The sequence below is a fragment of the Pseudomonas umsongensis genome (genome assembly GCF_012647205.1).
GTDB classification, from domain to species: Bacteria; Pseudomonadota; Gammaproteobacteria; order Pseudomonadales; family Pseudomonadaceae; genus Aquipseudomonas; species Aquipseudomonas umsongensis.
This window is the reverse complement of the sequence record NZ_CP051487.1, coordinates 1925655-1945129: the sequence shown is the minus strand read 5'-3', so window position 1 is coordinate 1945129 and position 19475 is coordinate 1925655. Positions and strand designations below refer to the sequence as shown.

The 19475-nt window shown below is 60.7% G+C and carries 14 protein-coding genes; 8 read left to right on the top strand and 6 right to left on the bottom strand.

Translation table 11 applies throughout. From position 1 onward, the window contains the following. The first annotated feature begins 4 nt into the window (after nucleotides 1-4). The 3 genes from mupP (at nucleotide 5) to HGP31_RS08855 (ending at nucleotide 2826) form a co-directional block, all read left to right on the top strand. A complete protein-coding gene (mupP, locus tag HGP31_RS08865) occupies nucleotides 5-676 on the top strand; it encodes an N-acetylmuramic acid 6-phosphate phosphatase MupP (protein ID WP_020800131.1) in 672 nt (223 codons plus the stop codon). A 121-nt stretch (nucleotides 677-797) separates the two neighbouring features. Continuing rightward, nucleotides 798-1538, top strand: coding sequence for a YciK family oxidoreductase (locus HGP31_RS08860; RefSeq protein WP_020800132.1), 741 nt, complete (start codon nucleotides 798-800; stop codon nucleotides 1536-1538). A 361-nt stretch (nucleotides 1539-1899) separates the two neighbouring features. Then, nucleotides 1900-2826, top strand: a complete 927-nt coding sequence (locus HGP31_RS08855; protein WP_020800133.1) for a GGDEF domain-containing protein — start codon at nucleotides 1900-1902, stop codon at nucleotides 2824-2826. Nucleotides 2827-3908: 1082 nt separating this feature from the next. On the opposite strand, the gene HGP31_RS08850 is transcribed toward HGP31_RS08855, so the two are convergent. The 3 genes from HGP31_RS08850 to HGP31_RS08840 all read right to left on the bottom strand — a co-directional run bounded on the left by HGP31_RS08850 (nucleotide 3909) and on the right by HGP31_RS08840 (nucleotide 8336). Next, on the bottom strand, nucleotides 3909-5783 hold the full coding sequence (locus HGP31_RS08850) for an MFS transporter (protein WP_168757483.1): 1875 nt from the start codon (nucleotides 5781-5783) through the stop codon (nucleotides 3909-3911). Nucleotides 5784-5888: 105 nt separating this feature from the next. Next, nucleotides 5889-7040 (bottom strand): TDT family transporter, encoded by a 1152-nt coding sequence (locus tag HGP31_RS08845; RefSeq protein WP_020800333.1) that lies wholly within the window; start codon nucleotides 7038-7040, stop codon nucleotides 5889-5891. Between the two features lie 105 nt (nucleotides 7041-7145). Then, the gene (locus HGP31_RS08840; RefSeq protein WP_168757482.1) at nucleotides 7146-8336 is read right to left on the bottom strand and encodes an MFS transporter; all 1191 of its coding nucleotides are present in this window, start codon (nucleotides 8334-8336) and stop codon (nucleotides 7146-7148) included. 126 nt (nucleotides 8337-8462) lie between these two features. Here HGP31_RS08840 and HGP31_RS08835 point away from each other — a divergent pair, with 126 nt between their 5' ends. Further along, on the top strand, nucleotides 8463-8999 hold the full coding sequence (locus HGP31_RS08835; RefSeq protein ID WP_110746374.1) for a TetR/AcrR family transcriptional regulator: 537 nt from the start codon (nucleotides 8463-8465) through the stop codon (nucleotides 8997-8999). A gap of 236 nt (nucleotides 9000-9235) precedes the next feature. Beyond that, nucleotides 9236-12706: a hybrid sensor histidine kinase/response regulator gene (locus HGP31_RS08830; RefSeq protein ID WP_168757481.1), complete on the top strand. Its 3471-nt coding sequence runs from the start codon at nucleotides 9236-9238 to the stop codon at nucleotides 12704-12706. 818 nt (nucleotides 12707-13524) lie between these two features. Here the strand turns inward: HGP31_RS08830 and HGP31_RS08815 are convergent. Together HGP31_RS08815 and HGP31_RS08810 are read right to left on the bottom strand one after the other, a co-directional pair. Continuing rightward, on the bottom strand, nucleotides 13525-14889 hold the full coding sequence (locus HGP31_RS08815; RefSeq protein WP_168759142.1) for a DNA recombination protein RmuC: 1365 nt from the start codon (nucleotides 14887-14889) through the stop codon (nucleotides 13525-13527). Nucleotides 14890-15064: 175 nt separating this feature from the next. Beyond that, nucleotides 15065-15388 (bottom strand): SEL1-like repeat protein, encoded by a 324-nt coding sequence (locus HGP31_RS08810; RefSeq protein WP_080725343.1) that lies wholly within the window; start codon nucleotides 15386-15388, stop codon nucleotides 15065-15067. Between the two features lie 977 nt (nucleotides 15389-16365). On the opposite strand from HGP31_RS08810, the gene HGP31_RS08805 reads away from it, so the two are divergent. The 3 genes from HGP31_RS08805 to HGP31_RS08795 all read left to right on the top strand — a co-directional run bounded on the left by HGP31_RS08805 (nucleotide 16366) and on the right by HGP31_RS08795 (nucleotide 18749). After that, complete coding sequence (locus HGP31_RS08805; RefSeq protein ID WP_007898912.1) at nucleotides 16366-16590, top strand: hypothetical protein; 225 nt, start codon at nucleotides 16366-16368, stop codon at nucleotides 16588-16590. Nucleotides 16591-16851: 261 nt separating this feature from the next. Continuing rightward, nucleotides 16852-17334 carry a hypothetical protein gene (locus HGP31_RS08800; protein ID WP_020800340.1) on the top strand — a complete coding sequence of 161 codons (483 nt, stop codon included), beginning with the start codon at nucleotides 16852-16854 and terminating at the stop codon, nucleotides 17332-17334. A gap of 146 nt (nucleotides 17335-17480) precedes the next feature. Continuing rightward, complete coding sequence (locus tag HGP31_RS08795; RefSeq protein WP_033038448.1) at nucleotides 17481-18749, top strand: OmpP1/FadL family transporter; 1269 nt, start codon at nucleotides 17481-17483, stop codon at nucleotides 18747-18749. A 108-nt stretch (nucleotides 18750-18857) separates the two neighbouring features. Here HGP31_RS08795 and HGP31_RS08790 read toward each other — a convergent pair whose 3' ends face one another. Continuing rightward, nucleotides 18858-19424, bottom strand: a complete 567-nt coding sequence (locus HGP31_RS08790; RefSeq protein WP_020800342.1) for a glutathione peroxidase — start codon at nucleotides 19422-19424, stop codon at nucleotides 18858-18860. Nucleotides 19425-19475: the final 51 nt, after the last annotated feature.

The window sequence follows — 19475 nt, the reverse complement described above, 5'->3', positions numbered from 1 at the left end:
GCCGATGCGTATCAGAGCAGTTCTTTTCGACATGGACGGCACCCTGCTCGACACCGCGCCGGACTTCATTGCGATTTGCCAGGCGATGCGTGCCGACCGCGGCTTGCCGCCGATCAACGACAAGCACATCCGCGATGAAATCTCCGGCGGTGCCAAGGCGATGGTCGCAGTGACCTTCTCCATGGACCCGGAGTCCCCGGGTTTCGAGGCATTGCGCCTGGAGTTCCTCGAGCGTTACCTAGTGGGTTGCGCGGTTCACAGCAAACTGTTTGACGGCATGGGCGAACTGCTGGCCGATATCGAGAAGGCCAACCTGATCTGGGGCGTGGTCACCAACAAGCCGCTGCGTTTCGCCGAGCCGATCATGCAGCAACTGGGGCTCGCCGAGCGTTCGGCCCTGCTGATTTGCCCGGATCACGTGAAGAACAGCAAGCCGGACCCGGAGCCGTTGATCCTCGCCTGCAAGATGCTCGACCTCGATCCGGCCAGCGTGCTGTTCGTGGGCGATGACCTGCGCGATATCGAATCCGGGCGTGATGCCGGCACCCGGACGGCCGCCGTCACTTTCGGCTACATCCACCCGGACGATAATCCGCGGCATTGGGGAGCGGACGTGGTGGTCGATCATCCGCTGGAGTTGCGCAAGGTGCTTGATAGCGCCCTATGTGGCTGCTGATTAACGTCAAAAGATCGCAGCCTTCGGCAGCTCCTACAGGGGATCGATGTGCATCCTGTAGGAGCTGCCGCAGGCTGCGATCTTTTCAGCTCTATTGATGGATTATGTAGAGGGTTTTTTCATGTTTGATTATTCCGCCCGCCCCGATCTGCTCAAAGGCCGGGTCATCCTGGTCACCGGTGCCGGTCGCGGTATTGGCGCTGCCGCCGCCAAAACCTATGCCGCCCATGGCGCCACCGTCCTGTTGCTGGGCAAGACCGAAGCCAACCTGACCCAGGTCTACGACGAGATCGAAGCCGCCGGCCATCCGCAACCGGCCGTGATCCCGTTCAACCTCGAGACCGCCCTGCCCCATCAATACGATGAGCTGGCGGCGATGATCGAGAGCGAATTCGGCCATCTGGATGGCTTGCTGCACAACGCATCGATCATCGGCCCGCGCACCCCGATCGAACAGCTGTCCGGGGAAAATTTCATGCGCGTCATGCAGGTCAATGTCAACGCCATGTTCATGTTGACCAGTACCCTGTTGCCACTGCTCAAGCTGTCCCAGGACGCCTCGGTGGTGTTCACCTCCAGCAGCGTCGGGCGCAAGGGTCGCGCGTATTGGGGCGCCTACGGTGTCTCGAAATTCGCCACCGAAGGCCTGATGCAAACGCTGGCCGACGAAGTCGACGGCGTGGCGCCGGTCCGCTCCAACAGCATCAACCCAGGGGCCACTCGCACCAGCATGCGCGCCCAGGCGTATCCGGGCGAAAACCCGCTGAACAACCCAACGCCTGAGGAGATCATGCCGGTCTACCTCTACCTGATGGGCCCGGACAGCACCGGAATCAACGGCCAGGCATTCAACGCCCAGTAATACCGTCTGTCGCTTTTGTGCCGCGTCGGCTTCCCGACGCGGCATGCCCGTTAGAACATGCTTTCAGTCAAACAACCGTCGCGCAGTTCCCTTCGCCACCTTTATCGCTTATCAACCTATTGATTGGTAACGGTATTTAATACAATTCAGCCTATTGGCACGACTTTCGCTGAGCATTTGCCTGAACAGGCCGTGGGAAAGCAGAGTGCGCAAGACCAAATTGCCGATTACTAATCTGCGATAAAGCAGATTAAGCTTGTACGAAATGTCCTAAGGGACTGACGGACCAGTATGAGGCGTAGCCAAGAAGCGCTCGCACCCAGCTTGTAAGACAGCCTTACTGCTCAAGGGCGAACGCCATATGAAATCACCTTCCCAGACCAACGCAATTGACTTTGACAGCGCCAAATTGCAACGCCTGGGCTTTGGTCAGCAGCCACCGATTCTGGAGAGGCCCGTCAGCCTTGCGCAACTGCGCCAGCAATTGAACCTGCAGCTGCAAACCAGCCTTGAGCCGCAACGCATACTCGGGCTGTTCTACCGCGAAATCCAGCGACTGGTCCCCCTTGATGCCTTGATCTACCAGCACAAGAGCAGTGACTTGCGCCTGGAATTCGGCCAGCGGGGCCACCACTCGATCAGCTACAGCCTGAGCCACGAAGGCGAGCACCTGGGCGAACTGATCTTTCGCCGCAACCAGCGCTTCAGCGAACAGGAACAGGCCAACCTCGAGTCTCTGCTGGCCGCGTTGCTCTACCCTATGCGCAATACCCTGCTGTACCGCGCCGCCACCCAAAGTGCATTGCGTGACCCACTGACCGACACCGGCAATCGCATCGCCATGGACCAGACGCTGCAGCGGGAAATCGAGCTGGCGCGACGTCATATGCAGCCCCTATCGCTGTTGATGCTGGACATCGATCACTTCAAGCGGGTCAACGACACCCATGGCCACAGCGCCGGTGATGACGTGCTCAAGGCGGTGGCCGCCTCGATCAAGAATCAGCTGCGCAACGTCGACATGGTGTTTCGCTACGGTGGCGAAGAGTTCCTGATCTTGTTATCCAACACCAGCCGGGAAGCGGCAGCCCTGGTCGGCGAACGCCTGCGGTGCGCAGCGCAGGCCGAGGATTATCCAGCCGATGGCCGCACGGTGGAGCTGACCGTCAGCCTCGGCTGCTCGACCCTGCTGCCCGGCGAATCCGCCGAGAGCCTGTTGCGCAGGGCCGACAGCGCACTGTACGTCGCCAAGCGCGAGGGGCGTAATCGGCTGACAATGGCGGGGTGAGATCCCGAATTCGATGCAGGATTCAAAGCTGCCTTCGTCGGCAAGTCGGGTCGCCGCACGGCTGGCTTTTGATTTTCTTGCCCCCTCACGCCCTGAGCCTGTCCGGCAACCTGTGACTACCTCCATTGGCGCCTTTACCAACGTTGATCCATGCCGCGTCAAAGCCTGTGGGGCTTGTTGACTGAGTACATATCCATTGCTGCGGTAACGGCCGCTTATGGTTTCGCCCTTACGGCGACTCACTTTTTCAAACGCCAAAAAGTAAGCAAAAGGCTTTGCCCCACCACTCGGTGCCTCGCTTGGGCTCGGCATGCCCTCTCTCCGGCATTGCTCCGTGGGTCGCCGCGATGGGCCGTCCCTGGCCCAGCGCGGCTAAACCGGCGTCCTGCCGGTTTCCCCACTACGCAATGCCTGCGTTCGGCCATCGTGGTTTAACGGGGCGCCCAGATCTAAAGCCAAAGCGAGGCGGCCTGACAGCCGACCTGATCTTTGCAGATACCCCCGATCCCCTGTGGAAGCCAGCCTGCTGGCGATGGACGTCAACGATAACGCGCCCTGTCTGGATGAACGCGTTGTCTGGAAGTCCATCGCGAGCAGGCTCGCTCCTACAGGGGAATTAGTACATCCGCGAAATCAGGTCGGCTGTCAGGCCGCCTCGCGCGCTTTTGATCTGCTTTGGCTTTTGATTTTCTTGCCCCATCGAGAGGCCGAGTGGAGGTTCTGCGCAGTGGGTAAACCGGCATGGATGCCGGTTTAGCCGCGCTGGGCCAAGGATGGCCCATCGCGGCGGGCCCACGGAGCAGGACCGGAGCGAGGGTATGCCGAGCCACAGCGAGGCACCGAACGCCAGGGGCAAGAGCCCTTGGTTACTTGGGGCTTTTCCAAGTGACTCGCCGTAAGGGCGAAACCCTAGGTGGCCGTTACCGCAGGAATGGATATGTACGCTGTCAGGCCGCTATCGCGAGCAGGCTCACTCCTACAGTAGATCGGGTACAGCTGCGAACGACTGGTCGGCTTTAATGCCGCCATCGTTGCGACGCGGCGACTCGACAAGCCACCTCCCTCAGGATTTTCTCTCGGACCTACCGCACCGCACCCCGCAACTCACCCACCATTGCCTGCAACCGGGCCGGCTGCGCCGCCTCAACAGCCACCATCGGCCCCGCCACCAGCGTCACCCGTGACCACAAGCGGCGAAACAGCCCCTTGCCCGGATCGCGGCTGAAGAAACTGCCCCACAACCCCTGCAATGCCAGGGGAATGACCGGCACCGGAGTTTCTTCGAGAATGCGCGTGAGCCCACCCTTGAACTCGTTGATCTCGCCATCGGTGGTCAATTTGCCCTCGGGAAAGATGCACACCAACTCTCCGTCCTTCAGGTATTTCGCAATGCGAGTGAAGGCTTTTTCGTAGATCTGGATGTCTTCATGACGACCCGCGATCGGAATCGTCCCCGCGGTGCGAAAGATGAAATTGAGCACCGGCAAGTTATAGATCTTGTAGTACATCACGAAGCGGATCGGTCGACGCACCGCACCGCCAATCAGCAAGGCATCGACGAACGACACGTGATTGCACACCAGCAACGCCGCCCCCTCATCGGGAATCATGTCGAGGTTGCGATGCTCTACGCGGTACATGGAATGGCTGAGCAGCCAGATCAAAAAACGCATGGTGAACTCGGGGACGATCCTGAAGATGTAGGCGTTGACGCCGATGTTGAGCAACGACACCACCAGGAACAACTGCGGAATCGACAGCTTGACCAGGCTCAGCAGGATGATCGAGACGATCGCCGACACCACCATGAACAGCGCGTTGAGAATATTGTTGGCGGCGATCACCCGGGCCCGTTCGTTCTCGGCGGTGCGCGACTGGATCAAGGCATACAGCGGCACGATGTAGAAACCGCCGAACACGCCCAGGCCGAGGATGTCGAGCAATACCAGCCAGGCGTGGCCGAAACCAAGGATCTCGAGCCAGCCATGGCCCACGTCGCTGTCGGGAATCCCGCCGGAATGCCACCACAGCAACAAGCCAAACACCGTCAACCCGAATGAGCCGAACGGCACCAGGCCGATTTCGATTTTGCGCCCGGAGAGTTTTTCGCAAAGCATCGAGCCCACGGCAATGCCGACCGAGAACACCGTCAGGATCAAGGTCACGACGGTTTCGTCACCGTGCATCCATTCCTTGGCATAGGCCGGGATCTGCGTCAGGTAGATCGCCCCGACAAACCAGAACCATGAGTTGCCGACGATCGAACGCGATACCGCCGGCGTCTGCCCCAGGCCCAGCTTCAGGGTGGCCCAGGACTGACTGAAGATGTTCCAGTTCAGGCGCATTTCCGGCGAGGCCGCCGCGGCCCTCGGAATGCCGCGACTGGCCAGGTAGCCGAGCACGGCGATAGCGATGATCGCGGTGGAAACCACCGGCGCGTAATGACTGGACGACATCATGATGCCGGCGCCGATGGTCCCGGCGAGAATGGCCAGGAAGGTGCCCATTTCCACCAGGCCGTTGCCACCCACCAGTTCGTCTTCATGCAGGGCCTGGGGCAGGATCGAGTACTTCACCGGCCCGAACAGCGCCGAGTGGGTGCCCATGGCGAACAGGGCCAGCAACATCAACGACAGGTGATCGAACAGGAAGCCCACCGCCCCCACCGCCATGATGACGATTTCCCCCAGCTTGATCAGGCGGATCAGCGCATCCTTGGCGAACTTCTCGCCGAACTGCCCGGCCAGCGCCGAAAACAGGAAAAACGGCAGGATGAACAGCAGCGCACACAGGTTGACCCAGATCGAACGGTCGCCTTCGATCGACAACTTGTACAAGATGGCGAGGATCAACGACTGCTTGAAGATGTTGTCGTTGAACGCCCCGAGGGACTGGGTCACGAAGAACGGCAGGAAACGCCGGGTGCGCAGCAAGGTGAACTGTGAAGGGTGACTCATCTTCCATGTGTCCCTGAAGCTTGTGAGTGGGTAACGAATGGCGTGGATACCGTCATTGGAATGTCGCACGTCGATCCAGGCCACACATTACCTAATCTTTGCCGGTTATTTCTTTAATCCTGCAATGCACGGCGAGACAAACAATTCGCCGCGCCAGGCGCCTTGCACCGTACGCTTGGCGACGATCAGCCACATCACGATCAGCAGGCTCACCAGCACACAACCAAAGACACTGAAAAACACCAGGTGCAGCGTGCTGGCCAGTTTCAACGTTGCCAGAGAATAGACGCCCAACGGAAAGGTGAAACCCCACCAGCCGAGATTGAAAGGAATGCCGGCGCGCAGATAACGCAAGGTAATCAGCACCGCCATCAGCATCCACCACAGGCCAAATCCCCACAGGGTGACCCCGGCGACCAGGCCCAGCCCCGCGGCAATTTCACCGACACCCGATAAACCGTTGGCGGCAAAAATTGCCGGCGCATCGGCGCCCAATAGCAACATGCCCAGTGCACCGGTACCGATCGGCCCGAGCGCCAGCCAACTCGAAGCCGCCATGTTTTCGTGGGGCAGTTTATGCAGCGCCATGCGCAGCAGCAAAATCGTCAGGATGCTGAACGCCACCGGCAGGGAAAATGCCCAGAGCACGTAGCTGGTCACCAGCATCACCAGTTGCCCATGCGCATCGGCCAGGTGTGGCGCCAGCAAGCCACCGCTGGCGGCCGCGACTTCCGCTGCCACGACCGGCAGCAGCCATACAGCGGTCATCTGATCGATGCTGTGCTCCTGGCGAGTGAACATCAGGAAGGGAATCAGCACCCCGCACGCCACGGACATCGCCACGTCCAGCCACCACAAGGCCTCTGCCAGGTGAATCACACCCTCGCCCCAGCGCGGCAAGCCGAAGACTACAAAGCCATTGATGATGGTCGCCAGGCCCATGGGGATCGTGCCGAAAAACATCGAAACCGTGGAGTGGCCGAAAATCCGCCGCGCCTCATCGAAAAACAGCACCCAGCGTGCCGCGTACAGCAGCGTAAACAACAGGAACAGAAAGATATTGAACAGCCAAAGTCCTTCGGCAATGGCGTGCAGCACTGGACTGGCAACGGGCAATTGCATCAACGCCAAGGCCAGCACCCCGGTGCCCATGGTGGCGGCGAACCAGTTAGGGGTGAACTGGCGGATGACTTCGCGCGGGTGCTGCAAATGGCTGAACGGTTTGATTCCGGGATTGAGGGTATTGGGGCATGTCATGGCGAACTCCTGTCCTCTCGTGAGGTGGAGTCCATCTTAGATCCAGATAGAATATCTATATAACGGGTAATATCTCTAACTGTTATCTATTTTGCAGATATAAAATCATTCGCCCGCAACACACGCCCGGGCTGTGCGCTGCCGCCACAACATCAGCAAGGCGCCGACAGCGAGAATAATTAGCCCCGCCCCATAGCCATCGGCAGTCGCCACCAGGCCGAACGTATGCGTCAGGTTTCCGGCCAGGAACGACGGCAGGCAGAACGCCAGGTAACTGAGCACGTAATACGCCGACATCAATCCCGCCCGCTCATGGGGCAAGGCCAAGGGCACCAGACTGCGTACAGCACCCAGGAAACCGGCGCCGAAGCCACAGCCGGCCACCAGGGTGCCAAGGAAAAACAGTGGCAGACTCGCGCTGTGCACGCCCAACAGGATCAGCACGATACCCGCCGGCAGTAAACTTGTGCCCAGCTGCAGCGCTTTGCCCGCGGGTTGGTTGCGCAGGGTGAAAATCATCGCGGCACCGGTCAATGTCAACGCTGCGACCGTTGCTCCGCCGATCAGGTTCGAGGTCGAACCGGTGGCCGTACGCACCAGCGACGGCGCCAATGATGCGTAAAAACCGCCAAGCGCCCAAGTCGCCACATTGAGCGGCAATACCCGCCACAGGGTCGAGCGTGCTTGTACGGGCACATGCAGGGTCGGGCGCAACGATGCCCAGGCCCCGGCCTGTGGCGATACGCTTTCCGGCAAACGCCAGACATACACCGCCTGCAGCGCAAACAGGGCGAGCAGCAGCCAGTAAGTCAATTGCAGGGGCGCGGGGGCGAACTCCGCCAGCAGGCCACAGCCCATGCCGCCCATGGCCATGCCGAGCAAGGGCGCAACGCTATTGATCAGCGGCCCTTGCTGGCGATCGACATCCAGCAAGGTGGCACTGAGCACGGCGGTCGCCATGCCGGTGGCAAAACCTTGCAGCACCCGGGCACCGATCAGCCAGGCAACGCTATCGGCGTAGATAAACAGCAGCATCGCCACGCCATTGAGCACGACAGCAGTGAAAATCACTGGCTTGCGCCCCAGGTAGTCCGAGAGCGAACCCACCGTCAGCAACGCAGCCAACAGGCTGAGGGCATACACGCCGAAAATCAGGGTGAGCATGGCAGCGGAAAACTGCAGCTGCTCCTGATACAAGTGATACACCGGCGTCGGCGCCGTGGAAGCCGCCAGGAAACTGAGCAAGGTGATAGCCAGGAACCACAGGCTGGCACGGTTCGGATGGGAATTGGGCATGGACACGCTCCGCAAAAGCTAATTTTTTGCTTTTGCGGAGTGTGCTACCGGCTGGCGCTTAAAGCAAATTCTTTGTGTTAAGGTCCGGCATGGCCCTACAGAGCCCCGTAAAACAGGACATTTGCAATGACAGCGCCCACTCTACGCCCCGGCGGCCGCAGCGCCCGGGTTCAGGAATCGATCCACACCGCCGTGCGCGAACTGCTTGAAGAGCAAGACCGCGCCAGCGTCACCGTGCCGCAAATTGCCGCGCGCGCGGGGGTCACGCCTTCGACCATTTATCGGCGCTGGGGAGACCTGTCGGCGCTGCTGGCGGACGTCGCCCTGGCCCGCATGCAGCCGGAGACCGAGTCGGCCAATACCGGCAGCCTGCTGGGTGATGTGCGAGCCTGGGCGGATCAGTACCTGGACGAGATGAGCTCCGCGCCCGGTCGTAACATGCTGCGCGACGTGCAATCGAGCCTGAAACCGAGCTATTGCGCGACGATCATTGGCGGGCAATTGCAGGTGATTCTGGATCGCTACCCGGATCAGCCCAAGCCTGGCGTCGACCGGCTGATCAATATGGTGGCGGCACCCATTGTGTTTCGTATCCTGTTCTCCGAGGCGCCGCTGGAGAGTGAGGAGTTGCATCGGTTGATCGAGATTGCGTTGGGGCAGTGAGGCCGCCTTCGCGAGCAAGCCCGCTCCCACATTGGATCTGCGTCGTACACGGATTAAATGTGGGAGCGGGCTTGCTCGCGAATGAGGACCGCACAGACACCAAAGATCTGACAGCGCACAACCCTGCGACACCCCGCCACGCCACGACCTTGGTCGACACTGACTAACCCCGGCCATCGTGCGAGACTGTCTGTCCGGGCGGGAGGTCCGGGTGTCTTTGGTTGCCTGGAGTTCCCATGTCGCTGTCCAGCGGGCTGATTGCCGTCGTCGCCCTGGCCTATATGGCCATCATGTTCGCCATCGCCTTCTACGGCGACCGTCGCAGCGCGCCCTTGCCGCCGCGGATGCGGGCCTGGGTGTACAGCCTGTCGCTGGCGGTCTACTGCACCAGCTGGACCTTCTTCGGTGCGGTGGGCCAGGCGGCCGAGCAGCTCTGGTCCTTCCTGCCGATCTACCTCGGGCCGATCCTGTTGTTGCTCGGTGCGCCGTGGGTCCTGCAAAAAATGGTGATGATCAGCAAGCAGGAGAACATCACCTCGATTGCCGACTTCATTGCCGCCCGCTACGGCAAATCGCAGTCCCTGGCGGTGGTGGTGGCGCTGATCTGCCTGGTCGGAGTGCTGCCCTACATCGCACTGCAGCTCAAGGGCATCGTGCTCGGTGTGAACCTGCTGATCGGTGCCGGCGCCGATGCCATGGGGGTTCGCGCGCAAGACACTGCGCTGGTGGTGTCCCTCGTACTGGCGCTGTTCACCATTGTCTTCGGCACGCGCAACCTCGACGCCACGGAACACCACCGCGGCATGGTGTTGGCGATTGCGTTCGAGTCGCTGGTCAAGCTGTTCGCTTTCCTGGCGGTGGGCGCCTACGTGACCTTCGGCCTCTACGACGGTTTCGATGACCTGTTCGACCAGGCCATGCTCGCCCCGCGCCTGGAGGAATACTGGAAGGAGACCATCAACTGGCCATCGATGGTGGTGCAGACCGGCGTGGCGATGATGGCGATCATCTGCCTGCCGCGGCAGTTTCACGTGACCGTGGTCGAGAACATCGACCCGCAGGATCTGCGCCTGGCCAAATGGGTGTTCCCGGCCTACCTGGCCCTGGCGGCCTTGTTTGTCGTGCCGATCGCGCTGGCGGGCCAGATGCTGCTGCCCAGCTCCGTGCTGCCGGACTCCTTTGTCATCAGCCTGCCGCTGGCCCAGGCTCATCCTGCCCTGGCGCTGCTGGCCTTTATCGGCGGCGCATCGGCGGCCACGGGCATGGTGATCGTGGCCAGCGTGGCGCTGTCGACCATGGTCTCCAACGACATGCTGCTGCCCTGGCTGCTGCGCCGCAACAATGCCGAGCGCCCATTCGAGGTTTTTCGCCAGTGGATGCTGTCGGTGCGCCGCGTGACCATCGTGGTCATCCTGCTGCTGGCCTACGTCAGTTATCGCCTGCTGGGATCGACCGCCAGCCTGGCAACCATCGGCCAGATCGCCTTCGCCGCCGTGACGCAACTGGCACCGGCGATGCTCGGCGCGCTGTACTGGAAACAGGCGAACCGCCGCGGCGTATTTGCCGGACTCGCCGCCGGTACATTCCTGTGGTTCTACACACTGGTCCTGCCGATTGCCGCCCATAGCCTGGGTTTATCCCTGAACAGTTTTCCGGGCCTGGCCTGGCTGCACAGCAATCCGCTGAACCTGCCGATCACCCCGCTGACCCAAGGCGTGGTGCTGTCGCTGGCGGGCAACTTCACACTGTTCGCCTGGGTCTCGGTGCTGTCGCGCACCCGCGTGTCGGAGCACTGGCAGGCCGGGCGCTTCATCGGCCAGGAAATCAGTGCCAGACCCAGCGCCCGCTCGATGCTCGCGGTACAGATCGACGATCTGCTGCAACTGGCCGCGCGCTTCGTCGGTGAAGAACGCGCGCGGCAGAGCTTCATTCGTTTTGCCTACCGCCAGGGCAAGGGCTTCAATCCGAACCAGAACGCCGATGGTGAGTGGATCGCCCACACCGAACGATTGCTCGCGGGTGTGCTGGGCGCTTCATCGACGCGTGCGGTGGTAAAAGCCGCCATTGAAGGCCGTGAAATGCAACTCGAAGACGTCGTGCGCATCGCCGACGAGGCTTCCGAAGTCCTGCAATTCAACCGCGCGCTGCTGCAAGGCGCGATCGAGAACATCACCCAGGGCATCAGCGTGGTCGACCAGTCGCTGAAGCTGGTGGCCTGGAACCGCCGCTACCTGGAGCTGTTCAACTACCCGGATGGCCTGATCAGCGTCGGCCGGCCGATTGCCGACATCATCCGCTACAACGCCGAGCGCGGCTTGTGCGGCCCCGGTGAAGCGGAAGTGCACGTCGCGCGTCGCCTGCACTGGATGCGCCAAGGTCGGGCGCACACGTCCGAACGGCTGTTCCCCAATGGCCGGGTGATCGAACTGATCGGCAACCCGATGCCCGGCGGCGGCTTCGTCATGAGTTTCACCGACATCACGGCGTTCCGCGAAGCCGAGCAGGCGTTGACCGAGGCCAATGAGGGCCTGGAACAGCGTGTCGCGGAGCGCACGCACGAGCTGTCGCAACTCAACGTAGCCCTGACCGAAGCCAAGGGCACCGCCGAGGCCGCGAATCAGTCGAAGACCCGATTCCTGGCGGCGGTCAGCCATGACCTAATGCAACCGTTGAACGCCGCGCGCCTGTTTTCCGCCGCCCTGACTCACCAGGACGACGGCTTGTCCGCCGAGGCGCAAAAACTGGTCCAGCACCTGGACAGCTCGCTGCGATCGGCCGAAGACCTGATCAGCGATTTGCTGGACATTTCCCGCCTGGAAAACGGCAAGATCAACCCGGATGCCAAGCCGTTCGCGCTCAATGAGTTGTTCGACACCCTGGGTGCCGAGTTCAAGGCGCTGGCGCGGGACCAGGGCCTGGAATTTCGCGTCAGGCGCAGTTCGCTGCGCATCAACAGCGACATAAAGCTGTTGCGCCGCATCCTGCAGAATTTCCTCACCAACGCTTTCCGCTATGCCAAGGGGCCGGTGCTGCTGGGCGTGCGCCGTCGCCAGGGTGAGGTGTGCCTTGAAGTGTGGGACCGTGGGCCAGGCATTCCGGAAGACAAGCAACAGGTGATATTCGAAGAATTCAAACGCCTCGACAGCCATCAGACCCGCGCCGAGAAAGGGCTTGGCCTGGGGCTGGCGATCGCCGACGGATTATGTCGCGTGCTGGGGCACAAGCTACGCGTGCGCTCGTGGCCGGGACGCGGCAGCGTGTTCAGCGTCAGCGTCCCCCTGGCCCGCGCGCAAGCCGCGCTGCCGGCCCAGCCCGCCGAACTCAATGGCAAACTGCCCAGCGGCGCCCAGGTACTGTGCATCGACAATGAAGACAGCATCCTGATCGGCATGAACAGCCTGCTCACCCGCTGGGGCTGCCAAGTCTGGACCGCGCGTAACCGCGAGGAATGCATGGCTCTGCTCAGCGATGGCCTGCGCCCGCAATTGGCACTGGTGGATTACCACCTGGACGATGGCGAAACCGGGACCGAACTGATGGCCTGGCTGCGCACCCGACTGGGCGAGCCGGTACCCGGCGTGGTCATCAGCGCCGACGGGCGCCCCGAGACCGTGGCCCAGGTGCATGCTGCGGGGTTGGATTATTTGGCCAAGCCAGTGAAACCGGCGGCATTGCGGGCGTTGTTGAGTCGGCATTTGCCGCTATAACGCTTTCGCTTTAGCCCGCGGGCCCTGCGCACCGATCGCTCCCATGCTCCGCGTTCCGCTTTCGACGCAAGGCTTGAGTCGGATGCAACGGTGACGCGGAGCGTCACGGGATGCATTCCCACGCAGAGCGTGGGAACGATCAATCGGCGGCGTTGCGGTCCCTGCGCACCGATCGTTCCCATGCTCCGCGTGGGAATGCCGCCGGGGACGCTCCGCGTTCCGCTTTCGACGCAAGGCTTGAGTCGGGTGCAAGGGTGACGCGGAGCGTCACGGGATGCATTCCCACGCAGAGTGTGGGAACGATCAATCGGCGGCGTTGCGGTCCCTGCGCACCGATCGCTCCCATGCTCCGCGTGGGAATGCCGCCGGGGACGCTCCGCGTTCCGCTATCGACGCAAGGCTTGAGTCGGGTGCAAGAATGACGCGGAGCGTCACGGGATGCATTCCCACGCAGGAGCGTGGGAACGATCAACCGGCGGCGTTGCGGGCCCTGCGCACCGATCGTTCCCATGCTCCGCGTGGGAATGCCGCCGGGGACGCTCCGCGTTCCGCTTTTGACGCAAGGCTTGAGTCGGGTGCAAGGTGACGCGGAGCGTCACGGGATGCATTCCCACGCAGAGCGTGGTAACGATCAATCGGCGGCGTTGCGGTCCCTGCGCACCGATCGTTCCCATGCTCCGCGTGCGAATGCCGCCGGGGACGCTCCGCGTTCCGCTATCGACGCAAGGCTTGAGTCGGGTGCAAGGTGACGCGGAGCGTCACGGGATGCATTCCCACGCAGGAGCGTGGGAACGATCAACAATCGCGGGCAGGCTCGCCTATTCCGGCAATTCGACCAACCCGTCAACATCGGTCATCGCCCGCTCCAGCAAGTCCGCTGGCAGGCTCTTGCTCGCCCGCGCGCCCAGCAGCTTGAGCTGCTCACTGCGGCTGACCAGGTTGCCGCGGCCTTCTGTCAGCTTGTTGCGCGCCGAGCTGTAGGCCTTGTCCAGTTGCTGCAAGCGATTGCCGACTTCGTCCAGATCCTGGATGAACAACACGAACTTGTCGTACAGCCATCCTGCCCGCTCGGCGATTTCCCGGGCGTTCTGGCTTTGCCGCTCCTGCTTCCACAGGCTGTCGATGACACGCAGGGTCGCCAGCAGCGTGGTCGGGCTGACGATCACGATGTTGCGGTCGAAGGCTTCCTGGAACAGTGTGGGCTCCGCCTGCAACGCGGCAGAGAACGCCGCTTCGATCGGTACGAACAACAGGACGAAGTCCAGGCTGTGCAAGCCGTCCAGGCGTTTGTAGTCCTTGCCGGCCAAGCCCTTGACGTGGTTGCGCAGCGACACCACATGTTGCTTGATGGCGATCTGGCCGATGGCTTCGTCTTCGGCCGCCACGTACTGCTGATAGGCCGTCAGGCTGACCTTGGAGTCGACGACCACCTGCTTGTCGCCGGGCAGGTAAATGATCACGTCCGGCTGGAAACGCTCGCCGTCCGGGCCCTTGAGATTGACCTGGGTCTGGTACTCGCGCCCCTTCTCCAGCCCCGCATGCTCAAGCACGCGTTCCAGAATCAACTCGCCCCAGTTGCCCTGGGTTTTCTGTCCTTTCAAGGCGCGGGTCAGGTTGGTGGCTTCGTCGCTCAGGCGCAGGTTGAGCTGTTGCAGGCGCTCCAGTTCCTTGGCCAGGGAAAAGCGCTCTCGGGCTTCAGCCTGATAACTTTCCTCGACGCGCTTTTCAAAAGACTGGATTCGCTCTTTCAACGGATCGAGCAATTGCCCCAGGCGCTGCTGGCTGGTTTCGGCAAAACGCTGCTCGCGCTCGTCGAAGATTTTCCCGGCCAGTTCGGCGAACTGCGCACGCAGCTCGTCCCGTGAGCCCTGCAGGTCGTTGAGGCGCTGCTGATGGCTTTCCTGTTGCTCGCGCAGCTCGGCCTTGAGAGAAGCGGCCAGGGCGTCGAGGCGGCGCAGTTCGACTTCTTTGCCAGCGCGTTCGATATTCCAGGCGTGAGCAGCATCGCGGGCATCGTCACGCTCGATTTGCAGCAGCTCGACCTCACGGCGCACCGCGGCGAGGTCCGCTTGCTTGGCTGCGTTGGCTTGACCGAGATCGGCGATTTCATCGCGACAGGCCTCAAGTTGCGCATTCACCCCATCCTGCGCCAGATTCGCCGTGGCCAGGCGCTCTTCCAGCAACGATGCCTGGGCCTGGGCGGTGCTCGCCCGGCGCTGCAGTTGCCAGGCCAACACCAGAAATGGCAACGCCGCGCCCGCAAGCCCCAGCAATGCGCTGGTCAAGTCCATAGCCATAGCCACTCCTGCCATTGAAATAAAGCCTGAAGGTTAACCAAGGCGTCAGGTCTTGGACAGCTCAGTCTTCGATCAGGCCCAGTTCCTGTTGCGCACGCAGGTCCCCTGCCCGCGCGGCCTGACGCAAGAGATCCTGGCCAATCCGGCGATCCCGGGCATTGCCGCACTCACGGCACATCAGTTGCCCCAACCGGCTTTGCGCGGCGACGACGCCTTCACGGGCCGGTTGCTTGAGTAAACGTCCGGCGATGTGTTTGACGTTGGAGTTTTCGCCCAGGCGCGGGCTGTCCAGCAACCACTCGGCCACCCGCATCGAAAAGCGCTTGGGTGAGGCTACCGTGGACGATTTGGCGGAAGAGGAAGGAGGTGGTGTACGAAACTTCATAAAGCACTGTGGGCAGATCGGAAGGCGCGCCACTCTACTCTCTTTTTCTTACAGGTAAAGCCGAAAAAAACCCGGCACGCCCGTCCTAGAGCAAGCGCTCGGGACAATCCACAGAAGCTGTGGATAACTCAGTGGACAACCGCCATTGAACTCGCGCAAAGGCTTATGGAATGGGGCCTGCAGTCAAACTGACGATTTTTTCACCAGTTAAAAAAGACGATATTTTTCATTGACTTAAATTTTGGTTACAGGCACCCACTGCGTTTGAAGGCTGGATGACAGCAGGGTGACAGTCTGCGCAACTAATGTGCACAACTACCTTCTGGATGGTTATATCACCGGTTTTTTTCGGCGCAATTTTCTTGCTCGTTGGGGATAACCCCCCGTAAAACCCGCGCTCCAGGCAGCTCCCAGCGATGACCGCCGGTCGGATTACGCTCGATGATCGAACAATTTCCAAGGCTCGTCGAAGCGTAGGCGAAGGATGACGCCAAGCGAACATCCAGGAATTTTTTGCCAGCACACTTCCCTTTGCCTTTTCAATCCGTTACTATCCGCGGCGTTAGTACCAAGCTGAAAGTCAATTCTGGTCGAACAAATCCCCCCGGCGCAGCCTTCCCACAGGAAGCCGCTACCGAAAAAGCGGGATCGACCACCTCGATGGTTTCCAGGTAAATCTTGCGCCAATACAGCCTTTGAATAAACGAAGGGTGTTGCCAAGCTCATTTACGCTGACCGAACCAGCCTGCAAATTGATCAGGATCTTCACCCCGGGCCCAGAACCTTTGCCCTTGATGTGTTGCCTGCCCTCCTAAGTACCTACCTGCCAGCCCAAGCGCGCCAATTTATCAGCGCTTCAAACTGGCTGCTTTGTTCCAGTCAGGGTTCTTCGTTCGACCAACGGTGGTCGTCGTTACTGGAACGTTTTAATTTTGCACGGCTCTTATCCGTGTCGCTTGTAGGAACACCCAATGACTATGTCTACTCAAATCCACACCCAGGATGCCATCCGCACCCTAACCAACGCTTTTGCACCAATGAACTGCCTGATCATGGCCGCTCGCAAAGGCTGTTTCAGCTTCACCCTGGTCAACGAACACGGCATCGCCCGTCACAGCGAACGCCTGTACCCCGACCAGTATTCCAGCGCCGAACCGCTGCAGGCGGTCATCGAGCGTACGCGTCAGGCCTTGGTCGCCTGATACGCCAGCAAGCCTGAAACACCAGAAGCCCCGCCCGAAAAGCGGGGCTTTTTGTTGCGCAAGGTTTCACGATGACTAAGCACGGATAGATATAACGTTTATAACTCGCCGGCAGAAATATTTTAAAAACAGTCCTTTACGCGGTGAATATGACACTAGACTTCAACTCAAGCGGCTTGATCCGCTTCCGACGAGCCTGAGTCGATTCACCGCTGCCAAAGCCTTTCAGGTTCGTCGCCAATTTGATGCATCGAGGGTTTTATGGGTATCGCTGCCAGCGAACTGTGCCGTTATGTAATCCGTCCGACCTTGATCTACCTTGGACGCCATAGCGCAACCGCCGAATCCCTGCTGCTAGGCATCGCCGCCAGCCAGTCAGCCCTTGGTTCCGCCCTGCATGACCGCCGTGGACACGGCCTGTATCGAATCGCCGAACCCCGCCACCAGGCACTTTGGGACCATTACCTGGCACTCGATCCGGAACGCGCCAGCCTGGTGCGTGGCCTGGCCAGCCAACATGCATTCCTCAGCGGCCCGCACCTGGAATTGACCGTCAACCTGCGTTACGCCACCGCCATCGCCTGGCTGCTGGTCGAAGAACAGAATACCCCCCTCCCCGAACCAGACGACTTGCTGGGCATGGCCCGAATCTGGCGCCAGACCTTCCAGCCCCAGGGACGCCTGAGAGATTTCACCTGCGCCTGGCAAACCTGTGTTGCACCGCTGAATCAGGTCGCCTGCTGACTGCCCCGAATTCAAAGATCGCTCAACTGGCAGCGAATTTGGTCGGATTGTCCTACAAAACCGCTCTAAATCAAGCATTACAGCCTATGGCGCTGGGACGAAAATGTTGGTAATTTTCGCCCCGGTGATCACCAGGAGTTCTAATAATGAAAAAAGTAATGCTCAAAACCACCATTAGCCTCGCCGTTGCCTTGGCATCCACCCAGATCTTCGCGAGTGGTTTCGCCCTCAACGAACAAAGCATCAGCGGGATGGGGACAGGTTTTGCCGGGCGATCTTCCGCTGCCGACGACGCATCCACCGTATTTGGCAACCCTGCTGGCATGTCGCGCCTCAAGCGCGAACAAGTGACTGGCGGTGTTGCATTCATCGACGCGCACGCTGATATCAGCGATGCCAGCTCCCGTCCCAATGGCGGCACCAACAAAGGTGACATGGTCCCTTTCATGGGCGTGCCGATGGGCTACTACGTCAAGCCACTCGATGACCAGTGGGCAGTCGGTTTCGGCGTCTACGCGCCATTCGGCCTGGTGACCGACTACGAGAACGGCTTTGCCGGCCGTTACTTCGGCAGCAAGAGTGAAGTCACCATCGTGACGCTGCAGCCAACCGTCAGCTACGCCTTTAACGACAAGGTGTCGATCGGCTTCGGTCCTACCATTAACCGCATCGACGGCAAGCTGGAATCGAACCTTTCGCTGAACCCGGCGGCTCCGGACGGCGAAGTTAAGATCAAGGGTGACGACACCGCTCTGGGCTACAACATCGGTATCCTGGTGCAAGCCACCGACAGCACTCGCGTCGGCCTGACCTACCACTCGAAAGTGAAGTACAAGCTCGAGGGTGACACCAAGGTCAACTACGGCTTCCTCACGAACCTGCGTCAGAACCCGAACCAGAAGTACGACGCTTCACTGGACATCACCACGCCTGAGTCGGTCGACTTCTCGGTCACCCATCAACTGGACGACCAGTGGACCCTCTACGCAGGCAGCACCTGGACTCGCTGGAGCCGCCTGAAAGAAATCACCGTCGAGAACAGTGGCGTGCCTGCTGCTTTGAACCCAGCGTTTGGCACCATCACCGAAGAGCAGAACTGGCACGACACCTGGGCTCACGCCATCGGTGCCTCCTACCAGTTGAACAAGCAGTGGGTACTGCGTACCGGTCTGTCGGTTGACCAGGCGCCAACCAACAACGAAAACCGCTCTCCACGCATCCCCACCGGCGATCGCAAGATTTTCAGCCTGGGTGCCGGCTGGAGCCCGACCGACGACCTGACCATCGACGTTGCGTATTCGTACCTGCATGAAGAGTCGGTCAAGGTCAACGATAACAACGGCCGCCAAGCCTACAGCTCTAAGTATGAAAACTGGGCGAACGGTTTCGGTGTCGGTGCGACCTACCGCTTCTGATGACCGTCAGGGAGTTTGAAAGGCTCGCCGCCTGAATCAAAAAAAGCCCCGCGCTCTTACACAGAGGCGGGGCTTTTTTGTGGGAGCGAGCCTGCTCGCTCCCACAGATCAAGGAGTGGAGGCCAATGGTGGCGAAGCCAGGGCTTTTTCCACGGCCTCAATGAACTCGGGATCATCGGGCTTGGTCAGGCTGGAAAAGCTGGCAATCACCTTGCCCTGGCGATCGACCACGTACTTGTAGAAATTCCACTTCGGCGCGCCGCTTTGTTTGGCGAGGACCTGGAACAGGTGCGTGGCATCGTCACCACGAACTTTCTGCGGTTCGGTCATGGTGAAGGTCACCCCGTAGTTCACGTAACAGACCTTGGCGGTCTCGGCGCCGTCCTTGGACTCTTGCTTGAAGTCATTGGACGGCACACCGATCACCTCCAGCCCCTGTTCCTTGTAGCGCTGATTGAGCGCCTCGAGGCTTTTGAACTGCGGCGCAAAACCACAGAAGCTGGCGGTATTGACCACCACCAGCGGCTTGCCGGCGAAACGCTGGCACAGATCGATGGATTCCTTGGCGCGCAGCTTGGGCAACGAGCCTTCGAGCAGCGCCGGGCACTCTGCCGCCTGGGCCAATCCGGTAAACGCTACCAGTAACACGGGAACCGCCAGCCAGCGCATCAGCATATCGGTGCTTCCTTGAGAGTTCTTGTGAGATTGAAGTTACTCGCCCTCACT